13 protein-coding genes are annotated in these 24,114 nt (G+C 56.1%); 4 read left to right on the forward strand and 9 right to left on the reverse strand.

Going from position 1 to position 24,114, the window contains the following annotated elements; translation table 11 throughout:
- Nucleotides 1–17 precede the first annotated feature (17 nt).
- Entirely contained in the window at nt 18–500 is a 483-nt protein-coding gene (locus tag KM934_RS02230; protein ID WP_215758989.1) for a hypothetical protein, read from the reverse strand.
- Between the two features lie 284 nt (nt 501–784).
- Between KM934_RS02230 and KM934_RS02235 the strand changes: the two genes are divergently transcribed.
- Nucleotides 785–2,284, forward strand: coding sequence for an ATP-dependent DNA helicase (locus KM934_RS02235; protein WP_215758990.1), 1,500 nt, complete (start codon nt 785–787; stop codon nt 2,282–2,284).
- Between the two features lie 84 nt (nt 2,285–2,368).
- Here KM934_RS02235 and KM934_RS02240 read toward each other — a convergent pair whose 3' ends face one another.
- From KM934_RS02240 to KM934_RS02250, 3 genes are read right to left on the reverse strand one after another with little or no spacing between them, the layout of a single operon-like run.
- Entirely contained in the window at nt 2,369–3,232 is an 864-nt protein-coding gene (locus KM934_RS02240; protein ID WP_215758991.1) for a TraB/GumN family protein, read from the reverse strand.
- Between the two features lie 46 nt (nt 3,233–3,278).
- Nucleotides 3,279–4,292: a DUF4435 domain-containing protein gene (locus KM934_RS02245; protein WP_215758992.1), complete on the reverse strand. Its 1,014-nt coding sequence runs from the start codon at nt 4,290–4,292 to the stop codon at nt 3,279–3,281.
- Between the two features lie 28 nt (nt 4,293–4,320).
- Nucleotides 4,321–5,136, reverse strand: a complete 816-nt coding sequence (locus KM934_RS02250) for an AAA family ATPase (protein ID WP_215758993.1) — start codon at nt 5,134–5,136, stop codon at nt 4,321–4,323.
- A gap of 271 nt (nt 5,137–5,407) precedes the next feature.
- On the opposite strand from KM934_RS02250, the gene KM934_RS02255 reads away from it, so the two are divergent.
- On the forward strand, nt 5,408–6,325 hold the full coding sequence (locus tag KM934_RS02255; RefSeq protein ID WP_215758994.1) for a DMT family transporter: 918 nt from the start codon (nt 5,408–5,410) through the stop codon (nt 6,323–6,325).
- A gap of 321 nt (nt 6,326–6,646) precedes the next feature.
- On the opposite strand, the gene KM934_RS02260 is transcribed toward KM934_RS02255, so the two are convergent.
- A complete protein-coding gene (locus KM934_RS02260; RefSeq protein WP_215758995.1) occupies nt 6,647–7,546 on the reverse strand; it encodes a diaminopimelate dehydrogenase in 900 nt (299 codons plus the stop codon).
- 747 nt (nt 7,547–8,293) lie between these two features.
- On the opposite strand from KM934_RS02260, the gene ruvA reads away from it, so the two are divergent.
- Together ruvA and sov are read left to right on the forward strand one after the other, a co-directional pair.
- Nucleotides 8,294–8,914, forward strand: coding sequence for a Holliday junction branch migration protein RuvA (gene ruvA / locus KM934_RS02265; protein WP_215758996.1), 621 nt, complete (start codon nt 8,294–8,296; stop codon nt 8,912–8,914).
- 9 nt (nt 8,915–8,923) lie between these two features.
- The gene (gene sov / locus KM934_RS02270) at nt 8,924–16,609 is read left to right on the forward strand and encodes a T9SS outer membrane translocon Sov/SprA (RefSeq protein WP_215758997.1); all 7,686 of its coding nucleotides are present in this window, start codon (nt 8,924–8,926) and stop codon (nt 16,607–16,609) included.
- Between the two features lie 534 nt (nt 16,610–17,143).
- Here sov and KM934_RS02275 read toward each other — a convergent pair.
- From KM934_RS02275 to KM934_RS02290, 4 genes are all read right to left on the reverse strand, one after another.
- Nucleotides 17,144–18,337, reverse strand: coding sequence for a TolC family protein (locus tag KM934_RS02275; RefSeq protein ID WP_215758998.1), 1,194 nt, complete (start codon nt 18,335–18,337; stop codon nt 17,144–17,146).
- Entirely contained in the window at nt 18,291–21,377 is a 3,087-nt protein-coding gene (locus KM934_RS02280; protein WP_215758999.1) for an efflux RND transporter permease subunit, read from the reverse strand. Before KM934_RS02280 ends, KM934_RS02275 begins: the two co-directional genes overlap by 47 nt.
- A gap of 12 nt (nt 21,378–21,389) precedes the next feature.
- On the reverse strand, nt 21,390–22,595 hold the full coding sequence (locus tag KM934_RS02285) for an efflux RND transporter periplasmic adaptor subunit (RefSeq protein ID WP_252344853.1): 1,206 nt from the start codon (nt 22,593–22,595) through the stop codon (nt 21,390–21,392).
- Nucleotides 22,596–22,771: 176 nt separating this feature from the next.
- Nucleotides 22,772–24,058 carry an L-cysteine desulfidase family protein gene (locus tag KM934_RS02290; protein WP_215759000.1) on the reverse strand — a complete coding sequence of 429 codons (1,287 nt, stop codon included), beginning with the start codon at nt 24,056–24,058 and terminating at the stop codon, nt 22,772–22,774.
- Nucleotides 24,059–24,114: the final 56 nt, after the last annotated feature.

A 24,114-nucleotide genomic window follows, 5' to 3' on the forward strand; every position in this document is an offset into this window, starting at 1 on the left:
GAATCATTGTTGGAGGTTCATTCCCAGTTGCCGTGGTTTCCGTTGGGCTCACTGATGTCGCCAATCTTCAGTCCGGGGTATCGCCCAGCAGCGTTGGCTTCCTCCATGAGCGATGCCACGGCATGCTTGTCGAGCCCTTGAAGGAACACATCGTATGTGGCGCCACACTCCATCAGGGGTATTTGCTGTCCGCTTTTTCCGATAATGGTGGTGGCAGCGAGGCTGAACCGTTGCTTGTCGGTGTAAGGAACATATTGCAGCGAGTCGGCAAGAAAACCACTGCCAACAAGCGTGGCGAAGTCGCCCGTGTAGGCACCATAGCGCAGTCGGTAACGTTCCTCCGCCTTGCGAATGGTGGCCAAGCGTTCCTTGACGGCCGTTTCGCGCCTCACCTGCTCCTTTTCGAACCGTATGGGCGCGTTCACGCTCAACCAACACGCCACGATGAGCACCACGACACATGCGGCGAGAAGATAATTATTTTTGAGGTTGACCTTCATTTTTCGCTATTATATTCTTATCTTTGTCCTTGTGAACGGACGAGCGGTAAGGCTTGTGGCAGCCTATCTTATGCAAAGATAGTGCCAACGAGCGCCATGAGAACTTGTTCTCTAATGGCCGAGTGCAGCCTATCTTATGCAAAGATAGTGCAAATCGAGCGCCATGAGAACTTGTTCTCTAATGGCCGAGTGCAGCCTATCTTATGCAAAGATACTAAAAACGAGCTACAAACGACTTATCTCCGCCCTTCTTTTTAACTTTTCATCTTTAACTTTTAGCGTAATTGACCATTCAAGAGTTCACAGGGCGCATCGTCGCCGAGTTTGGCTTTGAGCCCACGGCCGACCAGGCGTCGGCCCTTCAGGTGTTTGGCAGTTTCCTCGCCGACCGCCGCGACAACTGCGTGATGGTGCTTCGCGGATCGGCCGGAACGGGTAAGACCTCGCTGGCTGGCGCCATGATGCGCACCATGAGCCGACTGGGGCAGAAGCTCCAGCTCTTGGCGCCCACGGGTCGTGCCGCCAAGGTTCTCTCGCAAAGCAGCGGCTTTCCCGCCTTCACCATCCACCGAAAGATTTATCGGGAGAAGGCCTACCAGGGTCTCGACGGGCAGTTTAACCTGAACGACAACCGCTATCGCAACACGCTCTTCGTGGTCGACGAGGCCTCGATGATCAGCCGTGGCCTGGGCGACATGCTGGGCGACGCATCGTCGTCGGCCACCACCTTCGGCTCGGGCAGTCTGCTCGACGACCTCGTGAAATATGTTTACGCTGGCGACAACTGCCGCTTGCTACTCATCGGCGACAAGGCCCAGTTGCCCCCCGTGGGCGAGGAAGAGGCTCCTGCCCTGAGCGCCGACACGCTGCAAGAATACGGATTGCATGTTTACCAGTGCGACCTCAACGAGGTGTTGCGACAGAGCCAGGACTCGGGTGTGCTCTACAACGCCACCGTCATCAGGCAGATGATCACCCACGACGAGGTGACCCAACTGCCGCGCATCACCTTCAAGCGCTTCGCCGACATCGTTCAGGTGCCCGGCGACGAACTCATCGAGAGTCTGGCGACGAGCTATAGCCAAGTGGGCATAGACGACACCATCGTGGTGACACGGTCGAACAAGCGGGCCACGGTTTACAATCTGGGCATCCGCAACACGGTGCTCGACCGCGAGGAGACGCTCTGCCACGGCGACATGCTGATGGTGGTGCGCAACAATTACTACTGGACGGAGCGCGAACGGGCGGCGCAAGCCAACCAGTCTCCATCCCCCACACAGGGCGACACGCCAACTGGCATGGCCTTTCTGGCCAACGGCGACCGTGCGGTGGTGCAGCGGGTGCGCAACATCAGGGAGCTCTACGGCTTCCGGTTTGCCGACGTGTGGCTGTCGTTTCCCGACTACGACGACACCGAGCTACAACTAACGGCGGTGCTCGACTCGCTCACCACCGATGCGCCGGCGCTGACCCGTGAGCAGCACGAGCGCCTCTTCGCCTCAGTGATGGAGGACTATGCCGACATCCCCACGAAGGTGGAGCGGATGAAATCCTTGCGAGCCGACCCGTTTTTCAACGCCCTCCAGGTGAAGTTTGCCTATGCCGTGACCTGCCATAAGGCGCAGGGCGGCCAATGGAGCCATGTGTATGTGGACCAGGGATATATGACCGACGACATGCTCACGCCCTCGTACATCCACTGGCTCTACACCGCTTTCACGCGCGCCACCGACAAACTGTTCCTCGTGAACTGGCCCAAGAACCAGTGCCAGGACGAATAACCCCCTACGCCCAACGCCCCACCCTGCGGCCCTAAGAACCACAGGATGGGGCGTTTGCTATGAATGCTAACGACCGAGTGGGGCTTAATCTACGGCCTCCACTTGGTAACCGTCGGCCTTGAGCTGGCTGATGATGCCTTGCTCACCTCCCAACAAGTAGCAGGGAAGGGCGAAAAGGGTGGGCTTGTCGCGAAGTGTTTTCTCCATGGTCTTTACGGGTTCTACCAACAGGCTGCCTGCGCCCATCTGTCCCAACACGCTGTTGAGCACCGCCGAGGCAGCGTCCATGTCCTTGGCTTTGTAAGCCTCAACACTCTTGTCGATGACGGCGAGGGCCTCGTCCTGATGCTCCAGGAACTTCACCAAGCCCTTGGCCTGCATCTCAACGGGCAGACTCTTGACGAGCAACAGGTACTGGTCGGCGGGGATAATGCCACCTACGGGTTCGCCGTTCTTCTTGGCTTGCGCCTCAAAATACTCGGCGAAGGTGTGAGTGGGGTCGTATTCGCCCATGTGACTCGACACAAAGAGCAACTGGATGAAGTCCTTCATCACGGCGATGGGTGTGCGCCCATTGTAGCGTTTCTGGTTGTACGGACTCTTCCAGCTCACCTCCGTGTGCTTCTTGAGGAAGGCGTCGAGCAGTTGTATCTGCTTGTCGTTGAGCAGCGAAGCCAGCGTCTTGCCGGCGGGAAGTTGCTGAGCCTCCTTCAGGGCTGCGTCGATGGCCGTACGGTCTACGTCGAAAAACACCTGTTCGGTATTGGTCATGGCGTCGGTCAGTCCGTTGATGGCGCCCACATATCCCATGGGGTTGAGCAGGTCGTGGGTGGCCACGATGTAGGAAGGCTTCGCCACGCTGTCGGCCGTGACCTTGTAGAGCAGTTGCGCTGATGCGCTCACGGTGAGGCAGAACGCTGCCAAGGTGGTGAGAATCAGTTTTTTCATCTTGATGAATGCTTTGAGATAGTAATTGATTATGTGTGATGTGATGTTACGTCTGAGGCTGGTCGAGCCCGTCTACAAACCGTTGCAGGTCGGCCTTGATCCTCGCAAACTCGGGCGACCGCATGAAGCCCGCATTGCGTTTCAGCACCGACGTGATGTCGTCGACGCTGTTGGAATAGCACGACAGCTCGTTGCGCCGCTGCACGCCATGCACGCTTTGTTGGGTTATTTCGTTCTCGCGCATGCGCACCAACTTGTCGCACACCTTGCGCAACATGGGCGACACCACCTTGTCGCAGAGGTGATGGCCTTGTATGTAAAGGTATGTGTTGTCGGGGTTGACGCCCAGCGTTCTCAGGTCGTCCTTGACCCGTTGCCAACTCTCCTTGGCGTCGGGATGGAGGCGTCGCAACTGTTCGGTCTTCTTGCCCACCTTGTGGCGCAGGCTTCGGATCAGACTGTCGGCCTGGGCAAAGCCAAACTTGCCTATCTCCACGACGTGAAGGAAGTCGGTCATGGTAAACTGCGAGTAATGGCTCGTGCGGTAATACCAGATGTTCCACACGAAAAGTGGATAGATGGCCTGCGAGAAGTCGCGTAGGTATTGCTCCATGTCAAACACCTCCTGGTCGTTGAGCGACACGGCAACCGACACGTCGTGTAGCGATGGCGCGTAGCATTGCAGGTTCTCTATGGCATAGGCGTAGGTGTGGAACACGTAGGGACTGCGCAGGATTCGCCGGGATGTTTCCGACGCTCCCTGTATGAGGTAATCGTAATCGGCGTCGACACAAGCCACCATGTCTTGCCCCACCTTACCCTCGAGCAAGCTCATCAGGGCGGCCTTCTTGCCCCTCTCGAGCTTGCGCTCCCTGGTAGGCAGCATCACTTCGAAGGTAACCTTGTCGGTCTCAACCTGTGAGAGGATCTGCCTCCAGAAGAACACGTCGTCGTAGCTCTCCACGTAGGCCACCACCTTTCGGCGTGCCCGCTTGGAGTTGAGGCGGTTGGCGGCCTCCACATACGATGATGTCAGGTTGTCTTTCAGGCGGTGTGTCATAAGCGTCGCTCCTTTCTTGCCAAGACGTTCAGACGGTGATGTCGCTCACCTCAGTCACCTTGTCCATCCATCCGTTCATGATAACGGCGGGCGAATGGGTGGTGAGGATGATCTGCACGTTGGGGTTGAGGTCGAGTATGAGGTCGATGAGCTGCTTCTGCCATTCCACATGCAGGCTCACCTCGGGCTCATCCATGAAGAGAATGTAGGGCAGATTGTCCTCCACGAGCACGGTGAGGAGGATGGCCAACATCTGTTTCTCGCCGCTCGAGAGCTGGTAGGGCACCAGCGTCTCTCCTATCTGGTTGAACCGTATCTCGTTTTCGGTGCGCACGATGGTCTTTCCCGTGTCGGCGAAAAGGCGGTCGATGATGTCTTGGAACTTACGTTTCGGCTCCGATATGCGCTGCGCCTGCTGGGCCGCGTTGGGCTGCCCGCTCTGCAAGACGGCGATGATGCGGTTGCCCACGTTTACCTGATAGTCGAGGTATTTGCGCTGCAGGTTGAACAGTTGCCAGTCGAGCTCGGTGGCAAGCGATATGTCTATCTTCGACACCGTTTCGGCATTGATGAGCGGTCGGTCGAAACTACGGATGATATCGAAGCGTATCCACTTGGCGTCCTCGGGGCTCACCTTGAGGCGCACGCCCTTGATCATGTGGCTGGGAAACTCACCATTTGCCGACAAGCCTTTCACCACCTTGTTTAAGATGGTAGACTTGCCAACGCCATTGACGCCGCTCAGGATGTTGACCTTGCGGTCGAGGTCCCAAATGACGTGTTTCTTGCCGCTCCAAAGCGACTCGATTTCGATCTGCTCGATATAGTCAGCGTATTTCTGCATAGGTACACAAGTTAGACGGCGAGCGTTGATGCTTCCTTTTGCAAATATACAAAAACAATTCTGAAATCCATGGTTTTTCACATTTTTTGTACGCATTCATCTCACATCGGCCACGAACAAAACGGTTCCATCGGTCCACTTTGTGGAGCCTATTCTTGTGGACCTTGCAGTTTTTGGCTACCTTTGCACCGACAAAAGGACCGCGCGCGATTCTGTTTGTCGTAATTTTTACGCTATAAAAGATTCTTCAAAGGATAACAATCAACAAGCAATGAACAACAAACCTTTACAAGCCCACCTCAGCATGTTTGCCGCTGAGGCCATGTGGGGACTGATGTCGCCAGTGGGCAAAGACGCCATGAACCACGGCATCGACGGCCTGTCGATGGTGAGCTTTCGCATGATGGGTGCCGCCCTGCTGTTCTGGGTGGCTTCGCAATTTGCCAAACGCGAGCATGTTCCCATGCGCGACGTGCTGCTGTTTGGTGGCGCGGCCCTGCTGGGAGTGGTCTTCAACCAGTGTCTGTTCACCATCGGCCTGAGCATCACCTCGCCCATCAACGCCAGCATCGTCACCACCTCGATGCCCATCTTTGCCATGGTGCTCTCGTTTCTCATCCTCGGCGAACCCATCACATGGAAGAAGACGAGCGGTGTGGCCATTGGTTGCACAGGTGCCATCATCCTCATCCTGACGAGCATGACGGCCGGCAACGCCAAGGTGGGCGACATACGTGGCGACCTGATGTGCATTGGCGCCCAACTGTCGTTCGCCCTATATCTATCATTGTTTAATAAATTGATACGCAAATACAATCCCTTCACGGTCAACAAATGGATGTTTACCTGGGCCACGCTGCTGGTGCTGCCCGTGTCGTCGGGCCATCTGGTGGAGTTGCCATGGGCCTCGCTCAGCTCAACCACCTGGATGGAGGTGGGCTTCGTGGTGTTTTTCGGCACCTTCGTCAGCTACCTGCTCTCCATCGTGAGCCAGCGTGTGTTGCGCCCCACCGTGGTGAGCGTTTACAACTATGTGCAGCCCATCGTGTCGGTAACCGTGAGCGTCCTCACCGGCCTGGGGGTCTTCACATGGCAACAGGCCATAGCCGTCATTCTGGTGTTCTCTGGCGTTTGGCTCGTTGTGAAAAGCAAGTCGAAACGCGACGAGCAAGCGGCCGAAACCCATTAACCCCAATCGATCATTAGACCGAAATAGGAGAAATCGTAGGATGTTATGGATTCTTTCCAACTCTTGTCAGCGTTTCTTTCGGCATCTTGCTTCCGGTTGCGTTTCGCCATAGCCCGCTATGGCTTCAACGCACCCGTTGCAACCTGCTCGAAACAAACACTAACAAGAATTGAAATCTAATGACCGATTGGGGATTAACCCCAATCAATCATTAGGGCGAAACTGGAAAACAGTTAGGATAATCTTGCTCATGGGCAAGGAAAAAGGCACAGTTGTCGGGAGTCTGACAACTGTGCCTTTTCTTATGGGCTACCGAGGGTCTTACACCAACGAACCGATGATCTCCTCGCGGCTCTCAGGCAGCAAGTCGATAACGGGAATCTCGGGCATGGTGTAGCAACCGGGCTGGAGGCGCTGGGTGGCGCGGGCCACATCCACCAACACCTGAGCGGTGAGGGCGGGGTTGTTGATGCTCATGTCGAAGGAGATGCGCTGGTTGGGGGTGGCGCCACTCACGCCCTTGCGGGTCATGTGTACGCCGTGACCCATATCGCGCACTTCGTCGACGCTCTTCACGGCAAACACGTGGAGCTCATCGTGTGCGAAATAGTCGTCGGCCTTCAGTTCCTTCTCCACCTCATCGAGTGTGGCGCCCTCTTCGAGCTCCACGTAAACCATGCGACGGTGGATGCCCTCACCGAGGGGGATGGTCATGCTCAGCGCATTCTTCACACCCTTCTTCGAACGAGCCACCACGCTATGTCCCATCGACATGCCCGGACCGAAGTTGGTGTAGCTCAGACCTTTGGGGGCGAGGGCCTGCATCAGCACACGCACCACCGAGTCGGATCCCGGATCCCATCCTGCAGAGATGACCGACACGGTGTTGGTCTTCAGGTTGTTCTTCATCTGACTGTTGCGGTAGCTCAGGATGGAAGTGTGTATGTCGAAGCTATCGACCGTGTTGATGCCCAGGGCTGTGATTTTCTCAGCATATTCGGGGCAGAGGCGTGTGGGGGTGGCGAGAATGGCCACGTCGACATCCTTCAGTTTGGTGATGTCGTCCACCACCTCATAAGGTGTCAGTTCCAAGGGCTTGTTTTCGCTTCCCTGACGGCGCACGACGCCTACAATTTCGAAATCGGGTGCTGCCTCCAAGGCTTGCACGCTGTAATGTCCAATGTTTCCGTATCCAACGATAGCGGCTCTAATCTTTTTCATATTTGTGATGTTTAATACGTTTTGCTTTCTTTTTGAATGCAAAAGTACATCATTCCTATGAAAATCGTGGTATATCACACTCGTTTTTTGACACATTTTTACTTTTACCGCATTTTCGCCCTACCCTTCTCTTGCGCCAACGCATAGCGAAATTAGCCAACAATCTATAGCGAAAACTACACGTTTGTTTGCCACCACAAAAATATTTGGCCCAAATACGCGATTCTCAGCGCATTCATATAAACACCTAACATTCAGCGTGTTACAAATTTCACCCCACATCCAACCTCAAAAAATCAGCCAATAGGCATGCCGTTAGGCATGTTTCGTGGTGCAAAACATGCCTAACGGCATGACGATACATGGCTTTACGAGGCACGAAAGATGCCTAACGGCAACGCGATTGGGCATCTTCCGCAACGGCTCGTCAAAGAGGAGGAGACGCAAAGGCGTAAAAACGGTCTTTTCGTTCTCTATTTCACCCAGAATCACAGACAAACTTTTTGACCAAATGATGCGACAATTCATCCCCTTTCCTTTCCGCATCGACACGCGCATCGCCTCCACATCGCCCTCCAGTAATTCCCAAATGGCCTGGCCCATTTCAAGAAAACAGCCCATCACACACCTCTCATCGGTCCCTTTCGGACACATGGCCTATGCGAGATAATAATAAATAGGGGGCGCAAAACAATAATCGCGCGCCTGCGTACGTTATTAAGGTGTATATACAAAGAAAGTTTTTTTATGATCGAATACATAAAAGGCGAGCTCACAGAGCTCACCCCCACGCTGGCCGTCGTTGAGGCTGCCGGGGTGGGATATGCGCTCAACATATCGCTCAACACCTACACAGGCATCCAAGGCAAGAAGGAAGCGAAGCTCTATGTGCACGAGGTGCTCATAGCCGGCGGGCGCGACGACTCGTTCACCCTCTACGGCTTTGCCACACGACAGGAGCGCGAGCTCTACTGCATGCTCATCTCCGTGTCGGGCGTAGGAGCCAACACAGCCCGCATGATGCTCTCGTCGATGTCGCCCGCCGAACTGTGCGACGCCATCGCCAATGGTAACGAGAAACTCATCAAGAGCGTGAAGGGCATCGGACTGAAGACCGCCCAGCGCGTCATCGTCGACCTGAAGGACAAGATTGTGTCGTCGGGCATCGCCAGCGAACTGCACGTATCGACCGGGCGCGAGGAGTCGCCAGCCATCAACAACGCCGTCAAGGACGAGGCGGTGTCGGCCATGACCATGCTCGGATTCTCACCAGCGCCCGCCGCCAAGGTGGTGACGGCCATCCTCACCGAACAGCCCGACATGGCTGTGGAGCTGGTCATCAAGGAAGCCCTCAAGCGCATCAAGTAATCAGCAAGAATGAACATCAGGAAACACGGCATATCATTCCTCATCTGGCTGGCCATCGCCATGGCGGCCTATGCCGTCGTGTACCCTCGCCAGCAGGTTGACCCGCGTCGGCAGGCAAGGCGCGCACAACAGGACAAAGGCAAGAAAGCAGGCAGGCAGGATAACAAAAAGAACGCCAAGACCAATGGCGCCAACCTCAACGACCTCATCATCGACGACGACTCGATACCCGACTCGCTGCTCAACCCCAGATGGAAGATACAACGCACCACACCCATCACCTATGGCGACCTCGACCAAGGCGTGCTCGACCTGCAACGCCCTGAGGGGCTGCGCTATGAGGTGGTCTACAACGACTCGCTCGACCGCTACATCATTGGAGCCAAGTTTGGGGGATCGTATCTCTCCACGCCTTTCATGATGACCACCGACGAATATCTCAAGTGGAGCGAGAAGCATGCGCGCGACGCCTATTTCCGTTCGAAGAACGACGAGATCTACGAGGCCAAGGGAAAGGAGAAATTCGACTTTGCCGACATGCACTTCGACCTCGGACCGGCCGAGAAAATATTCGGTCCGGGCGGTGTGCGCATACGAACGCAAGGTACGGCCGAGCTGAAGTTTGGCGCCACCAACAAGAAGATAGACAACCCCTCGCTGCCTGTGCGCAACCGCAACAAGACAACGATGGACTTCGACGAGAAGATTAACCTCAACGTCAACGGTAAGGTGGGCGACAAGGTGAACATGAACCTAAACTACAACACCGACGCCACCTTCGACTTCGACTCGCAAAACATGAAGCTGAAGTACGACGGCAAGGAGGATGAGATCGTAAAGCTCGTGGAAGGCGGTAACATATCGTTCCCCAGCAACTCGTCGCTCGTGCAGGGCGCCAGCTCGCTCTTCGGCCTGCGCACCGACCTGCAGTTTGGCAAACTCAAGCTGCAACTGGTGGCCTCGCAGAAAAAGAGCTCGTCGAAGAGTGTGTCGTCGAAAGGTGGCACACAGCTCACACCATTCGAAATAGACGCGGCCAACTACGAGGAGAACCGCCACTTCTTCCTCTCACAATATTTCCGCAACCACTACGACGCGGCCATGAAAACCTTGCCCAACCTCACAACGGGTGTCACCATCAACCGCGTGGAGATATGGGTGACCAACAAGACGGGAACAACCACCAACACACGTAACATCGTGGCTCTCACCGACTTGGGCGAGAACACCTCGGTAAGCAACCCCATGTGGAGCGCAGGAGGATCGCCCGTGCCGGCCAACGGTGCCAACACCGAGTATGCCACCGTCGTGGGACAACTGGCCGACGCCCGCAACATCGACCAGACATCGACCGTGCTCGATGGCGCGGGCCTTGTGGGCGGGTCCGACTATGAGAAGTTGCAGAGCGCACGCCTGCTCAACTCGTCGGAGTACAGCGTCAACACGGCGCTGGGCTACGTATCGCTGCGCACATCGCTGCAGACCGACCAGGTGCTGGCCATTGCCTACGAATACACCTACGGCGGACAAACCTACCAAGTGGGTGAGTTTGCCAGCGACGTCACCGACGTGAACAAGGCGCTCTTCGTGAAAGCGCTCAAGAACACCAGCAACAACCCACAACAGGGCAACTGGAAGCTGATGATGAAGAACGTGTACTACCTGGCCTCGTCGGTGGAGCGCGAGAAGTTCCGCCTCGACGTCAAGTATCAAAGCGACACCACGGGTGTGTACCTTTCTTATATACCCGAACAGCAGGTGAAGGACCAAACGCTCATCAAGCTCCTGGGGGCCGACCGCCTCGACAACAACAACAAGGCGCACCCCAACGGCTACTTCGACTTCGTGGAGGGCTACACCGTGAGCAACGGCCGTGTGTTCTTCCCAGAGGCCGAACCGTTTGGCAGCTACCTCTACGACCGCCTCGTCAGCGCGGGCGTGTCGGCCGACAAGGCTGCCTCATACGCCTTCACCGAACTCTACGACTCTACCAAGACCATCGCCAAGCAGATTGCCGAGAAAGACAAGTTCCTCTTGCAAGGACAATACAAGGGCACATCGGCCAACGTCATCTCTCTTGGCGCCTACAACGTGCCGCAGGGATCGGTGGTGGTAACGGCCGGTGGCGTGAGGCTCACCGAGGGATCCGACTATACCGTCGACTACAGCGCGGGCGAGGTTACCATCCTCAACCAGAGCATCATCGACGCCGGAACAGCCGTCAACGTGTCGCTCGAAAGCCAAAGCGACTACTCGCAAGAGCGAAAAACCATGTTCGGCGTAAACTGGGAATACGACTTCTCGAAGAATTTCCAGATGTCGGGAACCTTGCAGCATCTGTCGGAACAGGCACTCACCACCAAGGTGTCGATGGGTTCGGAACCGCTCAACAACACCATCTGGGGCCTCAACCTCAACTGGAAACACGAGTCGCAGTGGCTTACCAACATGCTCGACAAGCTGCCCTTCCTGCACCTGACGCAACCCTCGCAGATATCGTTCACGGGCGAGTTTGCACAGCTCATCGCCGGAAAGGCGCGTGGTGTGCAGGACAACGCCTCGTATATCGACGATTTTGAGAACACCACCGATAAGATCAGCGTGCTCGACCCGTACAACTGGGTGCTGTCGAGCGTGCCGTCGATGTTTCCCAACCACGACGACAAGACCACCTTGCGAAGCGGCTTCAACCGTGCGCAGATGGCGTGGTATTCCATCGACCCGCTCTTCACCCGACGCAGCAGCAGTCTCACACCGTCGCACATCAAGAGCGACCTCGACCAGCTGAGCAACCCCTACATTCGCGAGTGGTACGTCAACGAGCTGTTCCCCAACCGCGATGTCAACTCGTATAGCGGCGCCACGGCCACATTGCCCGTGCTCAACATGGCCTACTACCCCAACGAGCGTGGCCCCTACAACTTCAACCCCGACCTCAACGCCGACGGAACGCTCAACCATCCGGAGCAGCATTGGGGCGGCATGATGCGCAAACTGGAAACCACCGACTTCGAGAACGCCAACATCGAGTATGTGGAGTTCTGGATGCTCGACCCATTCATACACAGTCGTGACAAGGCCAACGCTTCCGACTATGGAGGCGACCTCTATTTCAACCTCGGCGAGGTGTCGGAGGACGTGCTGCGCGACGGAAAGAAATTCTACGAGAGCGGCATGCCGGTGGATGGATCGCAGAGCTTCACCTTCACCCAGTGGGGTAAGATTCCCACGCAGTCGACCGTAACTTACGCCTTCGCAACAAGCAAGGGATCAAGAAAATTGCAAGACGTGGGACTTAACGGACTCAACGATGAGGAGGAGCAACAGTTCCAAAGCTACCAGGACTTCCTTACCCAAATTCAGGGCAAGGTGAACCCCGCCGTGTGGGATTCGATATGGGCCGACCCCGCCAACGACAACTACCACTACTTCCGTGGCGACGACCTCGACCGCATGGAGGCCGACATCCTCAGGCGCTACAAATACATCAACAACCCGCAGGGCAACTCGCCCGACTCGGAGGGCAACTCGGGAAGATTCGACACCTCGTACAAGAGCACGCCCGATGTGGAGGATATCAACCAAGACTATACGCTCAACGAATACGAGAAATACTACCAGTACCGCGTGTCGCTGAGACCCGAGGACATGGAGGTGGGACGCAACTTCATCGTCGACAAGCGTGAGGTGGCGCCCAAGCTGCGCAACGGACAGACCGGCCACTGGACGTGGTACGAGTTCCGCATACCGTTGGAGGAATTTGAGAAGCGCGTGGGAAACATCACCGACTTCTCATCCATCCGCTTCATGCGCGCCTTCCTCACAGGCTTCAAACAGCCCATCGTGCTCCGTTTCGGAACCTTCGACCTCGTGCGCGGCACATGGCGTGTGTATGAGCAGAACCTCGACAACACCACGCAGACGGGTACCATGACCACCGCGTCGGTCGATATCGAGGAAAACAGCGACAAGTCGCCGGTCAACTACGTGTTGCCTCCGGGCATCAAGCGTGGCCAAGACCCCACACAGCCGCAATTGGTGGAGTCGAACGAGGCGGCCTTGCAAATCAACGTCAACAACCTCTCGTCGGGCGAGTCGAAGTGTGTCTACAAGAATTCCACGCTCGACCTGCGCCAGTACAAGCGCCTTCAGATGTTTGTACACGCCAACGCCAACGAGCAGAATGTCAGCGGATTGCAAGACGACCAGTTAGCTGTGTTCATACGATTGGGCTCCGATTACAAGAGCAATTATTATGAATACCAAATACCGTTGAAGCTCACTCCCGCTGGCCATTACGACCGTTACACCCTCGCGCAGGTGCAGCAGGTGTGGCCCGAGGACAACATGCTCGACGTGCCCCTGTCGGTTTTCACGTCCGTCAAGAAGGCGCGCAACGCCGCCAAGGCGAACGGGTTGGCGTCCTTCAACCGAGCCTTCGAGGCTTACGACGAGAACCATCCACAAAACAAGATTACCGTGATGGGTAACCCCACACTCGGTGAGGTGAAGACGCTCATCATCGGTGTGCGCAACCTGGCCAGTGAGCAAAAGAGCGGTGAGGTGTGGATCAACGAGTTGCGACTCAAGGAATACAACAACTCGGGAGGTTGGGCTGCCAACGGAAACCTCAATGTGCAACTCTCCGACATGGGTACCGTCAACCTGCAAGGACGCTATGTGTCGCAAGGATTCGGCGGACTGGAGCAGGGGGTGAGCCAACGCTCACAGGACGATCAGAGCAACGTGTCGTTCACAACAAGCCTTGAGCTCGGAAAATTCTTCCCCGACAAGGCCAAGGTGTCGGCTCCGCTTTATTATAGTGTCACCAAGGAGGTGACGAAGCCGAAGTATAATCCGCTCGACACGGATATGGAACTCGACGACGCCTTGGAGAGCATGAACAAGCGCGAGCGCGACTCTGTGGAGAACATTGCCGTGACAAAGACGCTCAACCGCAACTTCTCGCTGTCGAATGTGCGCGTGGGAATACAGACCAAGCGGCACCCCATGCCTTACGATCCGGCCAACTTCTCATTCTCATACAGCCACTCTCACTCCCACTCGCAGGGTGAGACAACGGTCTACGAGAACGAGGACAACTGGCGGGGTGGACTCAACTACAACTGGTCGCCTATCTACAAGGCGTGGGAGCCCTTCAAAAAGATCAAGAACAAGAGCAAATGGCTTGAGATCCTGAAACGCTTCGGCATCAACTGGTTGCCGCAGAACGTGGCGTTCAACACCGAGATGACGCGCAACTATTATGAGTTGCAAGAGCGCGACATGGAGTCGTTGGAGGGATCGCAACTGCCGTTGACCTTCTCTGAGCAGTTCCTTTGGAACCGCGACTTCCAACTGAGGTGGGACCTGACGAAGAACTTGCACATGAACTTCCAGAGTGCCACACACGCCGAAATCGAGGAACCTTACACACCGGTCAACAAGGATCTCTATCCCAACCGTTACGAGGCTTGGAAGGATTCTATTTGGACCTCCATCAAACACTGGGGTACACCGCTCGACTATCAGCAGACCTTCACCATGTCGTACCAGTTGCCGCTCAACCTGTTGCCCATCTTCGATTGGGCCAACGCCGACGCCACCTACAACGCCACCTACCACTGGGTGCGCGGATCGGAGCTCGAGGACGGAACCAACCTGGGAAACACCATACAGAACAACCGACAGTTGAACATCAATGGTACGTTCAACCTCACCAAGCTCTATAACCACGTGCCGTTCCTCAAGGCCGCCAACGACCGTTTCGACAAGGAGCCCAGTCGCTCGGAAGCTAACAAGAAAAAGCAGGACAAGGCCAAGGAGAAAGCCGAGAAGAAGAAGCTCAAGGATGAGGAAGGCCAGGTGAGAAAGCAGGCCGTGGCCGATGGAAAAGACCCAGAGGAGGCGGTGAAACAACTGCAACAGAAGCGAAAGGAGGAGCAACAGAAGAAAGCCCAACTGCCGAAGAACAAGAACACCTTCGAGAAGGAAATTCAACTGTTGCCCGACACCACGCTCGAGGTGAGTCATGGCAAGAAGTCGAAACGCCTCATCGTTACGGCAAAGACCTTGGACGGACACCGTTACAAGTTGAAGTTCAAGAAGCTCGACGACAACAAGATACGCATCACAAACAAGGTCGACTCGGCCATGAAACTGAAGATTGCCGTCAGCAAGAAGCAGCCTCTGGACGAACTGAAGTGGTATCGCTTAGCCCAGTCGGTGGCTCGCGTGGCCATGATGGTGCGCAACGCCAGTCTCACTTACCGCAACCAGTACTCCATCGCCCTGCCGGGCTTCATGCCTAATGTGGGCGACGCATTCGGACAGACGCGCAACACCAGCGCCAACGCGTTGTCGCCAGGTCTCGACTTTGCCTTCGGACTGGTGGGCGACAGCTACATTACGAAAGCGCGCGACAACGGATGGCTGCTCATGAGCGATAGCGTGGCGACGCCCGCCACCACCAACAAGACCGAGGACCTGCAACTGCGCATGACGCTCGAACCGGTGAAGAACCTCAAGATCGACCTCACCGCCACACGTTCACAAACCACGGCCAAGAGCATCCAATACATGTACCAGGGCAATCCCACCACCCAGACGGGTACGTTCACCATGACAACCATCTCGCTGGGAACGGCCTTCGAAGGCATGGGCAACGCCAACAACGGGTTCCATAGCGCCACATTCAAGAAGTTCTGCAACTCGCTCGAAGGCTTCCGCCAACGCGTGGAGGCACAATACGCTGGTGCCGTCTACCCCGCAGGAAGCGCCTTGGCTGGCAAGAAGTTCGACCCCGCCAATGGTGGCGTCAATCTCTATAGCGCCGATGTCATGGTGCCGGCTTTCCTGGCCAGTTACACCAGCATGGGGGGCAAGGGTCTGAGCATCTTCCCATCGCTCACCAAGCTATTGCCCAACTGGACCGTTCGCTACAGCGGATTGGGCAAGTTGCCATGGTTCCGCGACGTCTTCAAGAGCGTCAACCTCAACCATAGCTACAAGAGCATCTATGCCGTGGGAAGCTACCAAAGCTACAGCACGTTCATGGAGCTGATGGGATCGGGTCTGGGATTCATCACCGACGCCACGTCGGGCAATCCCATACCTAACTCCATGTACAACGTATCCACCGTGAGCATCAACGAAGCGTTCTCGCCTCTGCTCGGCATCGATGTTACCTTGCAGAACAATCTCACCGCTAAGCTCGAGTATCGACAGACGCGTGTGCTCTCCTTGTCGATGACAAGCGTGCAAATCAACGAAGCTATCAGCAAGGATTGGGTGCTGGGAATGGGTTACAAGATCAACGATTTCAAACTGTTTGGCTCACGTAACCACCGCCAGGTGAAGGGCTCAGGCAACCGCACCAACAACCGAAGCCCCAAGAGCAACAGCCGTACGCAAACCAGCCGAGGCAGTGTGAACCACAGCATGAACCTGCGACTCGACCTCTCGTTCCGCAAACAGGCAGCCATTACACGCGATATTGCCGCCATGACCTCTGCTGCCAGCAGTGGCAACACAGCCTTCAAACTGTCGTTTGTGGCCGACTATACCTTGTCGAAACTGATGACCATGAGTTTCTATCTCGACCGTCAGACCAACACGCCACTCCTGAGCAGCAGCAGTTATCCAACGACAACGCAGGACTTCGGCCTAAGTCTCAAGTTCAGCCTCACCCGATAACCACCAAGCATAACGGCCCAATGCCATCGGGAGAATGAAGTGGAAACCATGGAGTAGCCCAAGAAAGAACATGGGAAGCATCAAACATGACAATTGGATTTCTTGAGTTTTGATATGGGACACTTCAAGCAAGACGAATGGAACTCTTGAGTATGGACATGGGAAACGTGACCCAATAACAATTGGATACGAACCTCAAAGGGGGGCTGCGATGTTGTCGCAGCCCCCCTTGCATGAAGAAGGAAACATTTCAAGTGCCCCACCGATTTTTCATTGTCTACCCCCTCACGAGTCCTATGGATAGCAACTCATCAACCGTTAGGCAGAAAACCATCGACAATCAGACAGAAAACCATCGACAATCAGGCAGAAAACCATCGACAATCAGACAGAAAACCATCGACAATCAGACAGAAACACCTAATCATTGGGTTAGCGATCCGCCATCGGATGGATCGTTATCCTGTTGCCGGCAGGCAGAGTTCTTGATATGCTTAGAGTTAAACCTATTGTTGATCTGGAGTCTGACATGCTTCAACTCCCTATTTGAAGAAGATCGTTCTTGTGCAGTTCGGCCAACAGTTTCACACTTTGGCAATGCAAATCGATATGGCGTTGCAGCTTCTCGTAAATGCTATTGATCTCCACGTAGTAAGCGAGGGCAGTTATCTCGCCCTGTTGCAGAGCCTTGGCAAAGAGCGTAAGCGACTCCTGCAACAGTTTTACGTCGCTATGGTCGATGACCTGTTGCAATCCCTGCAACTGCTCATAGCTGGTGCGCAACGTAGCCACGGCCTCATGCTTGGCTTGCGCCACTTGCAATTCGGCGCTCTCCTTGCGCTCGCGTGCTGCCTTCATCTGGCGGCTATTGCTATACAATGGAAAGCTAACACCAACGAGAACGCCATTGATGGCCTCCCCTTGCTCGGTGTTTCGACGGTAGCCCAATGAGATGTTGGGCAACCACTCGTTCTTCTGAACCTTAAGGTTCATATCGGCGGCACGAAGCGCAGTCTTCGCCACCGCTACGTCGGCATCGGTGGCAAGGGTCAGAGTGCGATACGATTCAAAGTCGGGTATCTTTGGGAAGTCGGGCAGTTCGGTAGTCGTCACATCAATGGGCTTTCCACCATTGAGCTGCTGAAGCTGTTGAACAAGGGCCGTTCGCTCCCCTTGCGACTCATTGACAAGAGTGCGAACCTCCATACAATCGAGCTTCACCTTATTGAGTTCAAGGGCGTTGGCGTCGCCAGCCTCCATGCGTTTCTCATACATCTGCAGCAGTTTCTCGCTATTGGCCAAACGCTCCTTCAGCATGGCGAGCGTCTGATTGAGGCGGATGATATCGATGCAGAGCAACTGCGCCTGAAGCAAGATGTCGCGACGCTGCTTGGCCAAGAGCTGCTCTCCCACCGTCTGTTGCATCTGCGCCTGCTTGTTGCGGGCAGCATATTTCGTGGGAAACTCCATCTCCTGACTAACCACAAGTTCGCTTTCGGCAACGCCTGAGTAGCCATTGCCAAAGAACGGGCTATACTCCACCGATGGGCCAGCGAGCGTATTCGCCGCCTTAAGGTCGAGCACGTCGGCCCGATTGTCGTGTGCGATCGATTGCAGGGTGAGGTTATTGGCTGCGATCTGCTTGAGCACGTCGCCAAGAATGTCGGCTGCGAAAGCCGCGTTACACACGCTGAGTGCCACGATTGTGGCGATTAGATATCTTCTCATAAATGATAGGAACAATGAATGCGTTGAGTAATATGGAACTGATGAGGCCGCCAAGTATCACCTTTGCCATGGGCGACTGTATCTCGTTGCCCGGCAAGTCGCCGCCGAGAGCCAACGGAACGAGCGCGAGAGCTGAGGTGAGGGCCGTCATGAGGATAGGGTTCAGGCGCGAGAGAGAGCCTTCAATGATGGCCTCACGCACGGTCTTGCCCTCCTCTTGGCGCAAGCGCTTGTACTCGGTGATGAGCAACATACCGTTGCGCGTGGCGATACCAAAGAGCGATATGAAGCCTATGACAGCCGGGATGCTCACCTCGCCAGTGGTGAGCACAATGGCAAAGATGCCGCCTATGAGAGCCAGGGGCAGGTTGAGCAGGATCACTCCGGCTTCCATCGCATTGCGGAACTGCATGAAAAGGAGGCAGAAGATGACCACGATGGCCAAGACACACGTGAGGTAAAGCACCCTGCTGGCGCTCTCTTGGCTCTCAAACTGGCCGCCATACTCCACGTGGTAGCCTTCCGGCAACTGCACTTCGTCGGCCACAACCTGCTTGATGTCGGCCACAACATCGCTCAACGCCCTGCCACTGGTGTTGGCCGAGATAACGATCTTGCGCTGCACGTTCTCGCGGTTGATGGTGTTGGGGCCAGCGCTCGAGACGACATCGGCCACGTCGCTTAAGGGCACCTTGCGCCCATCTTGCGTATCGATGATGAGATTGCTCACGTCATCGTAGTTGGCCGCTTTCACCACGAGGTTGAACGCGCGCCCCGCCTCATAAACTTGCGACACCGTTTCGCCCGCGAGGTTTACCGCCAGGAACTCGTTGAACTCAGGCAGGGTGATGCCGTTGCGCACCAACAACTCGCGCCGCGGTATGATTTTCAGTTCCGGTCGTTCGATCTGCTGCTCCACATTGAGGTCGGCGATGCCCTTTACGTCCTTGCACGCCTCCTTGATTTGGTTGCCAATGGTGAACATGCGGTTCAGATCGGTGCCAAAGAGCTTGATGGCAATGCTTGCCTGCGTTCCCGAAAGCATGGCGTCAATGCGGTGCGAGATGGGCTGTCCAATCTCGATATTGGCGCCGGCGAGCACCGACAGGCGCTTTCTCACATCGTTGAGCACCTCCTCATGACTGCGGTCGCGCAGCTCGAAAGGAGCCTCTATCTCGCTCACGTTGACGCCGAGCGCATGCTCATCGAGCTCCGCACGTCCCGTCTTTCGGGCCACGGTCTTAATCTCGGGCACTTGCAGCAACACGCGTTCGGCACGTGCGCCAATGGAATCGCTCTCCTCAAGTGATATGCCGGGGAGCGAAGAGATGTTGATGGTGAACGATCCCTCATTGAACTTAGGCAAGAAACTGCTTCCCAAACAGAAGAACACGCCCACCGCCACCACAAACAACGCTGCGGTGGCCACGATTACCTTGCGTGTGTTACCCAACACCCAGAGCAACGCATGCTCATAATACTGCTTCAGCCACACGGCCACAAAGGCCTCCTTAGGCATCTCGCCCTTGCTCTTGTTGAGCAGATAGCTACAGAGCACAGGCGTCAGCGTGAGGGCGACAAGCGTCGATGCGAAGAGCGCAGTAACAAAGGCTATGCCAAGGGGAATCAGCATGCGACCCTCCATACCACTGAGGAAGAACAGCGGTGCGAAGCTCACCACGATGATAAGCGTGGAGTTGAGGATAGGCATACGCACCTCACGCGAGGCGTTATACACCAGTTCGATGATAGGCATACGCTCCTCCTCGGGCAAGGCACGGCGCTGCCTGATGTGCTTATACACGTTCTCCACATCAACGATGGCGTCGTCGACCAGCGATCCAATGGCAATGGCCAATCCGCCCAAGGTCATGGTGTTGATGCTGATGCCAAGGGCGTTGAGCACAATCATGGCCACCAGGAACGACAAGGGAATGGTGACAAGCGAGATGACCGTGGTGCGCACGTTGGCGAGAAAGAGCATCAGGATGATGACAACAAAGATGGCGCCCTCTACGAGCGACTTCTTCACGTTGTCGATGCTACTCTCGATGAAGTCGGCCTGACGGAAGATATCGGTAGACACATGCACATCGGCGGGCAGGCTTTTCTGCAAGTCGGCGAGCGCGCTGTCGATGTGTTGCGTAAGGTCGATGGTGCTGGTGTTGGGCTGTTTGGTAACTGTGAGGAGCACAGCGGGATGCGCGCGCTCACTGGCCACGCCGAGCTTGGGCGACTGGTTGCCCACCTTGATGTCGGCCACATCGGCCAATGTGATGACGCTCTCGCCGTTTTTCTTCACGATACATGTGCCCAACTTCTCCACATCGTTGGTTGAGGTGATGCCACGAATGATGTACTCGTTGCCATACTTGTAGCGCACGCCACCGTTGGTGTTGGTGTTCATGCCACGTGTGCTGGCCATGATGTCGGCGAGCGTCACCCCGAAATGCTTCATCCTGCCCGGGCTGATGAGTATCTGGTACTCCTTGATGTCGCCACCATGCACGCTCACCTGAGCCACACCGCCCGTGGAGAGGAGCCGCGGACGTATCACCCAATCGGCGTAGGTGCGCAGGTCCTGCTGCGAGGTGTGGTCGCTGGTGAGACTCACTATGAACACCTCGCCGAGGATCGACGACTGCGGCCCAAGCACGGGAGCGCTAACGCCCGCCGGCATCTGCTCACCCACAGAGGCGAGCTTCTCGCTCACGATCTGCCGGGCCAGATAGATATCGGTGCCCCAATCGAATTCCACCCACACCACAGAGAAGCCATTGGTCGACTGCGACCTCACCCGGCGCACACCGGTGCTACCATTCACGGCGGTCTCAATGGGGAAGGTTACGAGTTGCTCCACCTCTTCGGTCGCCATGCCCCCGGCTTCGGTCATGATGACCACGGTGGGGGCGTTGAGGTCTGGGAACACATCGACATCGGTCTTGCTGGTAGAATACAAGCCGCCAATGACGAGCAGCACCGACGCCACCAACACCAATATTCTGTTCTCAAGCGAGAATCGTATGATCTTGTTTAGCATATCCTCCTACAATCAATGGTTATGGTTATGCGCCGGGATGGCGTTGGAGGCCGATGCCAATCGCACCTGCACAGCGCCCTTGGTCACCACGCGGTCGCCTTTCTTCACTCCGGCGAGAATCTCCACACGCTCGCCGTCGCTCTCACCGAGCGTCACCTCCTGCTTGCGATAGCCCTCCTCGTCCACCTGGATGTACACGAAATGGACGCCTTGCTCCTCGGTGAGGGCGCCCATGGGCAGGGTTATGACGTTGGGACGGTTCTGCGTGATGAGGTAAATCTCCGCATAGGAGCCCTGCACCACGTCGCCCGTGTTGTTGAACTCGAAGATGACGGGGATGTATGAGTTGTTGACCTCGGCCGAACGACCATACGACTGTATGTGCCCACCCATGTCGGTGATGTCGTAGAGACGATCGCTGTAGCTCGTGCTAAACTTAGCGCCGCGTATCTTATTGAGCTCATTGAAGTGGCGCTCGGGAATCTCGGCGCGCAGATAGAGGTGCTTGTTCTGCGTGATGATGGCGAGGGGCTGTCCGGCCTCCACATAGTCGCCCCCATTGACGAGGCACTGCTTCAGGTAGCCACCACGCGGAGCGGTCACCACCACTCCACCCGCGCTGCGTGTGCGCTGCACGCTGGTGTAGGTGAGCTTGGCCGCCTCATACTCGGCCTTGGCCACAGCGAGGTCTTTCTCGCTAATAATCTTGTCCTTGATGAGTATCTTCGCGCGGGTGTAGTCGCGCTCAGCGCGCTCATAATCGATGCGTGCGCGCTGCACGGGGTCGCCATCGGCCGTCTGCATACCGCCCGACGTGATGGAGAAGAGCGTTGCGCCCGCACTCACCTTCAGTCCCTCGCTGACGTGGTTCTTATACTGCACCCGTCCGCTGATGGTGGCCACCACGGTGGTTTCGTCGCACGAGGCCGACATCACTTTTCCACTGGTGTGGATAACGCCATGGAACACGCCAGGCTTCACCACCTCCACCTGGACGCCAGCGGCACGCGCCTTCTCGGGCGAGAGGATAATCTCGTCGTTATGGGCACCCTTGGCCTCGTGGCCTTTCTCCTCGGCCTCGTGGTCGTGTTGCTCGGTTTCCTCAGCGTGGTCATGGTCGTGATCGTGGTCGAGATGGTCGTGCGAATGGGCTCCGCAAGCGGTCATGCCAGCCACGAAGACGGCTGACAATAGGTAATAAGTGATTCTTCTAAGCATATTTCATTGGTGTTGATTACGTAGTTAAAACCGAATTGGCTGCAAAGATAAAGCAAAAGTCGTGCAACCTTGTTGCAAACATGCCGTCTCACCATCCCTATTGCCAACAAAAAAGCGGAGGCCAACGACCTCCGCTACAATAGTTTTCGATGCTTATTGTCTTACCCTCCTGTGGGTTAGCTCTTATGCGTCATGATGTTGAGCACCATGTCGTCGGTGGCGCACATGGCCTCCTTGCCGATGCTCGTAAGGTTGTGAATGCTTCGGTCCACATCCTTGTCGATGATGCCCTCCGCCTCGGTCACATGCTTTCCCTCGCGCGCCAGCACGGCTGAGAGCAAGGCTGTCGACACGCCCGAACTGATTTTCAGGGCACAACTGGGCTTGGCTCCGTCGCAAATCATGCCCGTGAGGTTGGCAATCATGTTTCTCACGGCAAAGCAGATGTCGTTATACTCGCCTCCCATGAGGTAGGTGATGCCGCAGCTCGACCCGATGCTCGCCACCACACATCCACACAACGCCGAGAGCTTGCCGAGGCTCTGCTTGATGTAGATGGCCGTCAGGTGGCTCAGCATGAGGGCGCGCACCAGCTCCTCCTCAGTGTTCTCGTTCTCCTCGGCATACACCACCACGGGGTTGGTGGCGCAGATGCCTTGGTTGCCCGACCCACTATTGCTCATCACGGGAATCATGGCTCCACCCATGCGAGCGTCGCAGGCCGATGCCGTTTTCGATATGATGTGCGAGAAGATGCTGTCGCCGAAGATGCCCTTGCTCAACGGACGGTCCATGGTCTTGCCGAGGCAATGGCCGTAGTTGCCCTTGAGCGACGCCTGGGCGGCACCCATGTTATAGCGTTTCGACTCGAGGATAAACGCTATCTCATCGACGGGCGACGTGGTGGCAAAATCCCACACGGTCTTCAGGTTGAGCGCCACGCCATGCGTCTCGCCCTCCTCGCCCACACACATACGCTTGTCGAGCAGCACCTGCCCGTTGCGTTCCTCGTAAACGAAGTTGGTGTGGCCACCGGCGATGATGGCTGTTGCCGTGTCGTCGCCACGCTCACACACCACCTCTATATAAAGTTTCTCCGTGATGTCGTGCTTCAACTTGATGTCGATGTGGTCCTCGCCGATATAGCGCTTGCCCTCCTCGAGGGTCTCGGGCGTGAGGTCCTTGATGACCTCCAACTGATATTCCGACTTTCCAACGATGGCTCCCATGGCCACCGCGATGGGCAGGCCGATCATGCCTGTGCCGGGAATGCCCACGCCCATGGCGTTTTTCAGCATGTTGGCCGAGAGCCACACGCGTATCTTCTCGGGTCTGCACCCCAGGTCCTCAGTGGCTCGGGCCACACAGAGCGCCACGGCCATCGGTTCCGTACAACCCACGGCAGGCACCACCTCTTGGTGGATGAGCGCCACGATCTGTTCTCTTATCTCCTTGTCAAGCATATAGTTAAATTTAAGGATTCGTCCTTTTGGGGTTCTCACGCCATGGCAACGCCGGG

It is taken from the genome of Hallella faecis (assembly GCF_018789675.1).
In the GTDB taxonomy this organism is placed as follows: domain Bacteria; phylum Bacteroidota; class Bacteroidia; order Bacteroidales; family Bacteroidaceae; genus Prevotella; species Prevotella faecis.

What these genes read in the sequence shown, in the direction of transcription:
- KM934_RS02230 (WP_215758989.1), bottom strand. Translation starts at nt 500, where the DNA reads ATGAAGGTCAACCTCAAAAATAATTATCTTCTCGCCGCATGTGTCGTG.
- KM934_RS02240 (WP_215758991.1), bottom strand. Translation starts at nt 3,232, where the DNA reads ATGAAAAAACTGATTCTCACCACCTTGGCAGCGTTCTGCCTCACCGTG.
- KM934_RS02245 (WP_215758992.1), bottom strand. Translation starts at nt 4,292, where the DNA reads ATGACACACCGCCTGAAAGACAACCTGACATCATCGTATGTGGAGGCC.
- KM934_RS02250 (WP_215758993.1), bottom strand. Translation starts at nt 5,136, where the DNA reads ATGCAGAAATACGCTGACTATATCGAGCAGATCGAAATCGAGTCGCTT.
- KM934_RS02255 (WP_215758994.1), top strand. Translation starts at nt 5,408, where the DNA reads ATGAACAACAAACCTTTACAAGCCCACCTCAGCATGTTTGCCGCTGAG.
- KM934_RS02260 (WP_215758995.1), bottom strand. Translation starts at nt 7,546, where the DNA reads ATGAAAAAGATTAGAGCCGCTATCGTTGGATACGGAAACATTGGACAT.
- ruvA (WP_215758996.1), top strand. Translation starts at nt 8,294, where the DNA reads ATGATCGAATACATAAAAGGCGAGCTCACAGAGCTCACCCCCACGCTG.
- sov (WP_215758997.1), top strand. Translation starts at nt 8,924, where the DNA reads ATGAACATCAGGAAACACGGCATATCATTCCTCATCTGGCTGGCCATC.
- KM934_RS02275 (WP_215758998.1), bottom strand. Translation starts at nt 18,337, where the DNA reads ATGAGAAGATATCTAATCGCCACAATCGTGGCACTCAGCGTGTGTAAC.
- KM934_RS02280 (WP_215758999.1), bottom strand. Translation starts at nt 21,377, where the DNA reads ATGCTAAACAAGATCATACGATTCTCGCTTGAGAACAGAATATTGGTG.
- KM934_RS02285 (WP_252344853.1), bottom strand. Translation starts at nt 22,595, where the DNA reads ATGCTTAGAAGAATCACTTATTACCTATTGTCAGCCGTCTTCGTGGCT.
- KM934_RS02290 (WP_215759000.1), bottom strand. Translation starts at nt 24,058, where the DNA reads ATGCTTGACAAGGAGATAAGAGAACAGATCGTGGCGCTCATCCACCAA.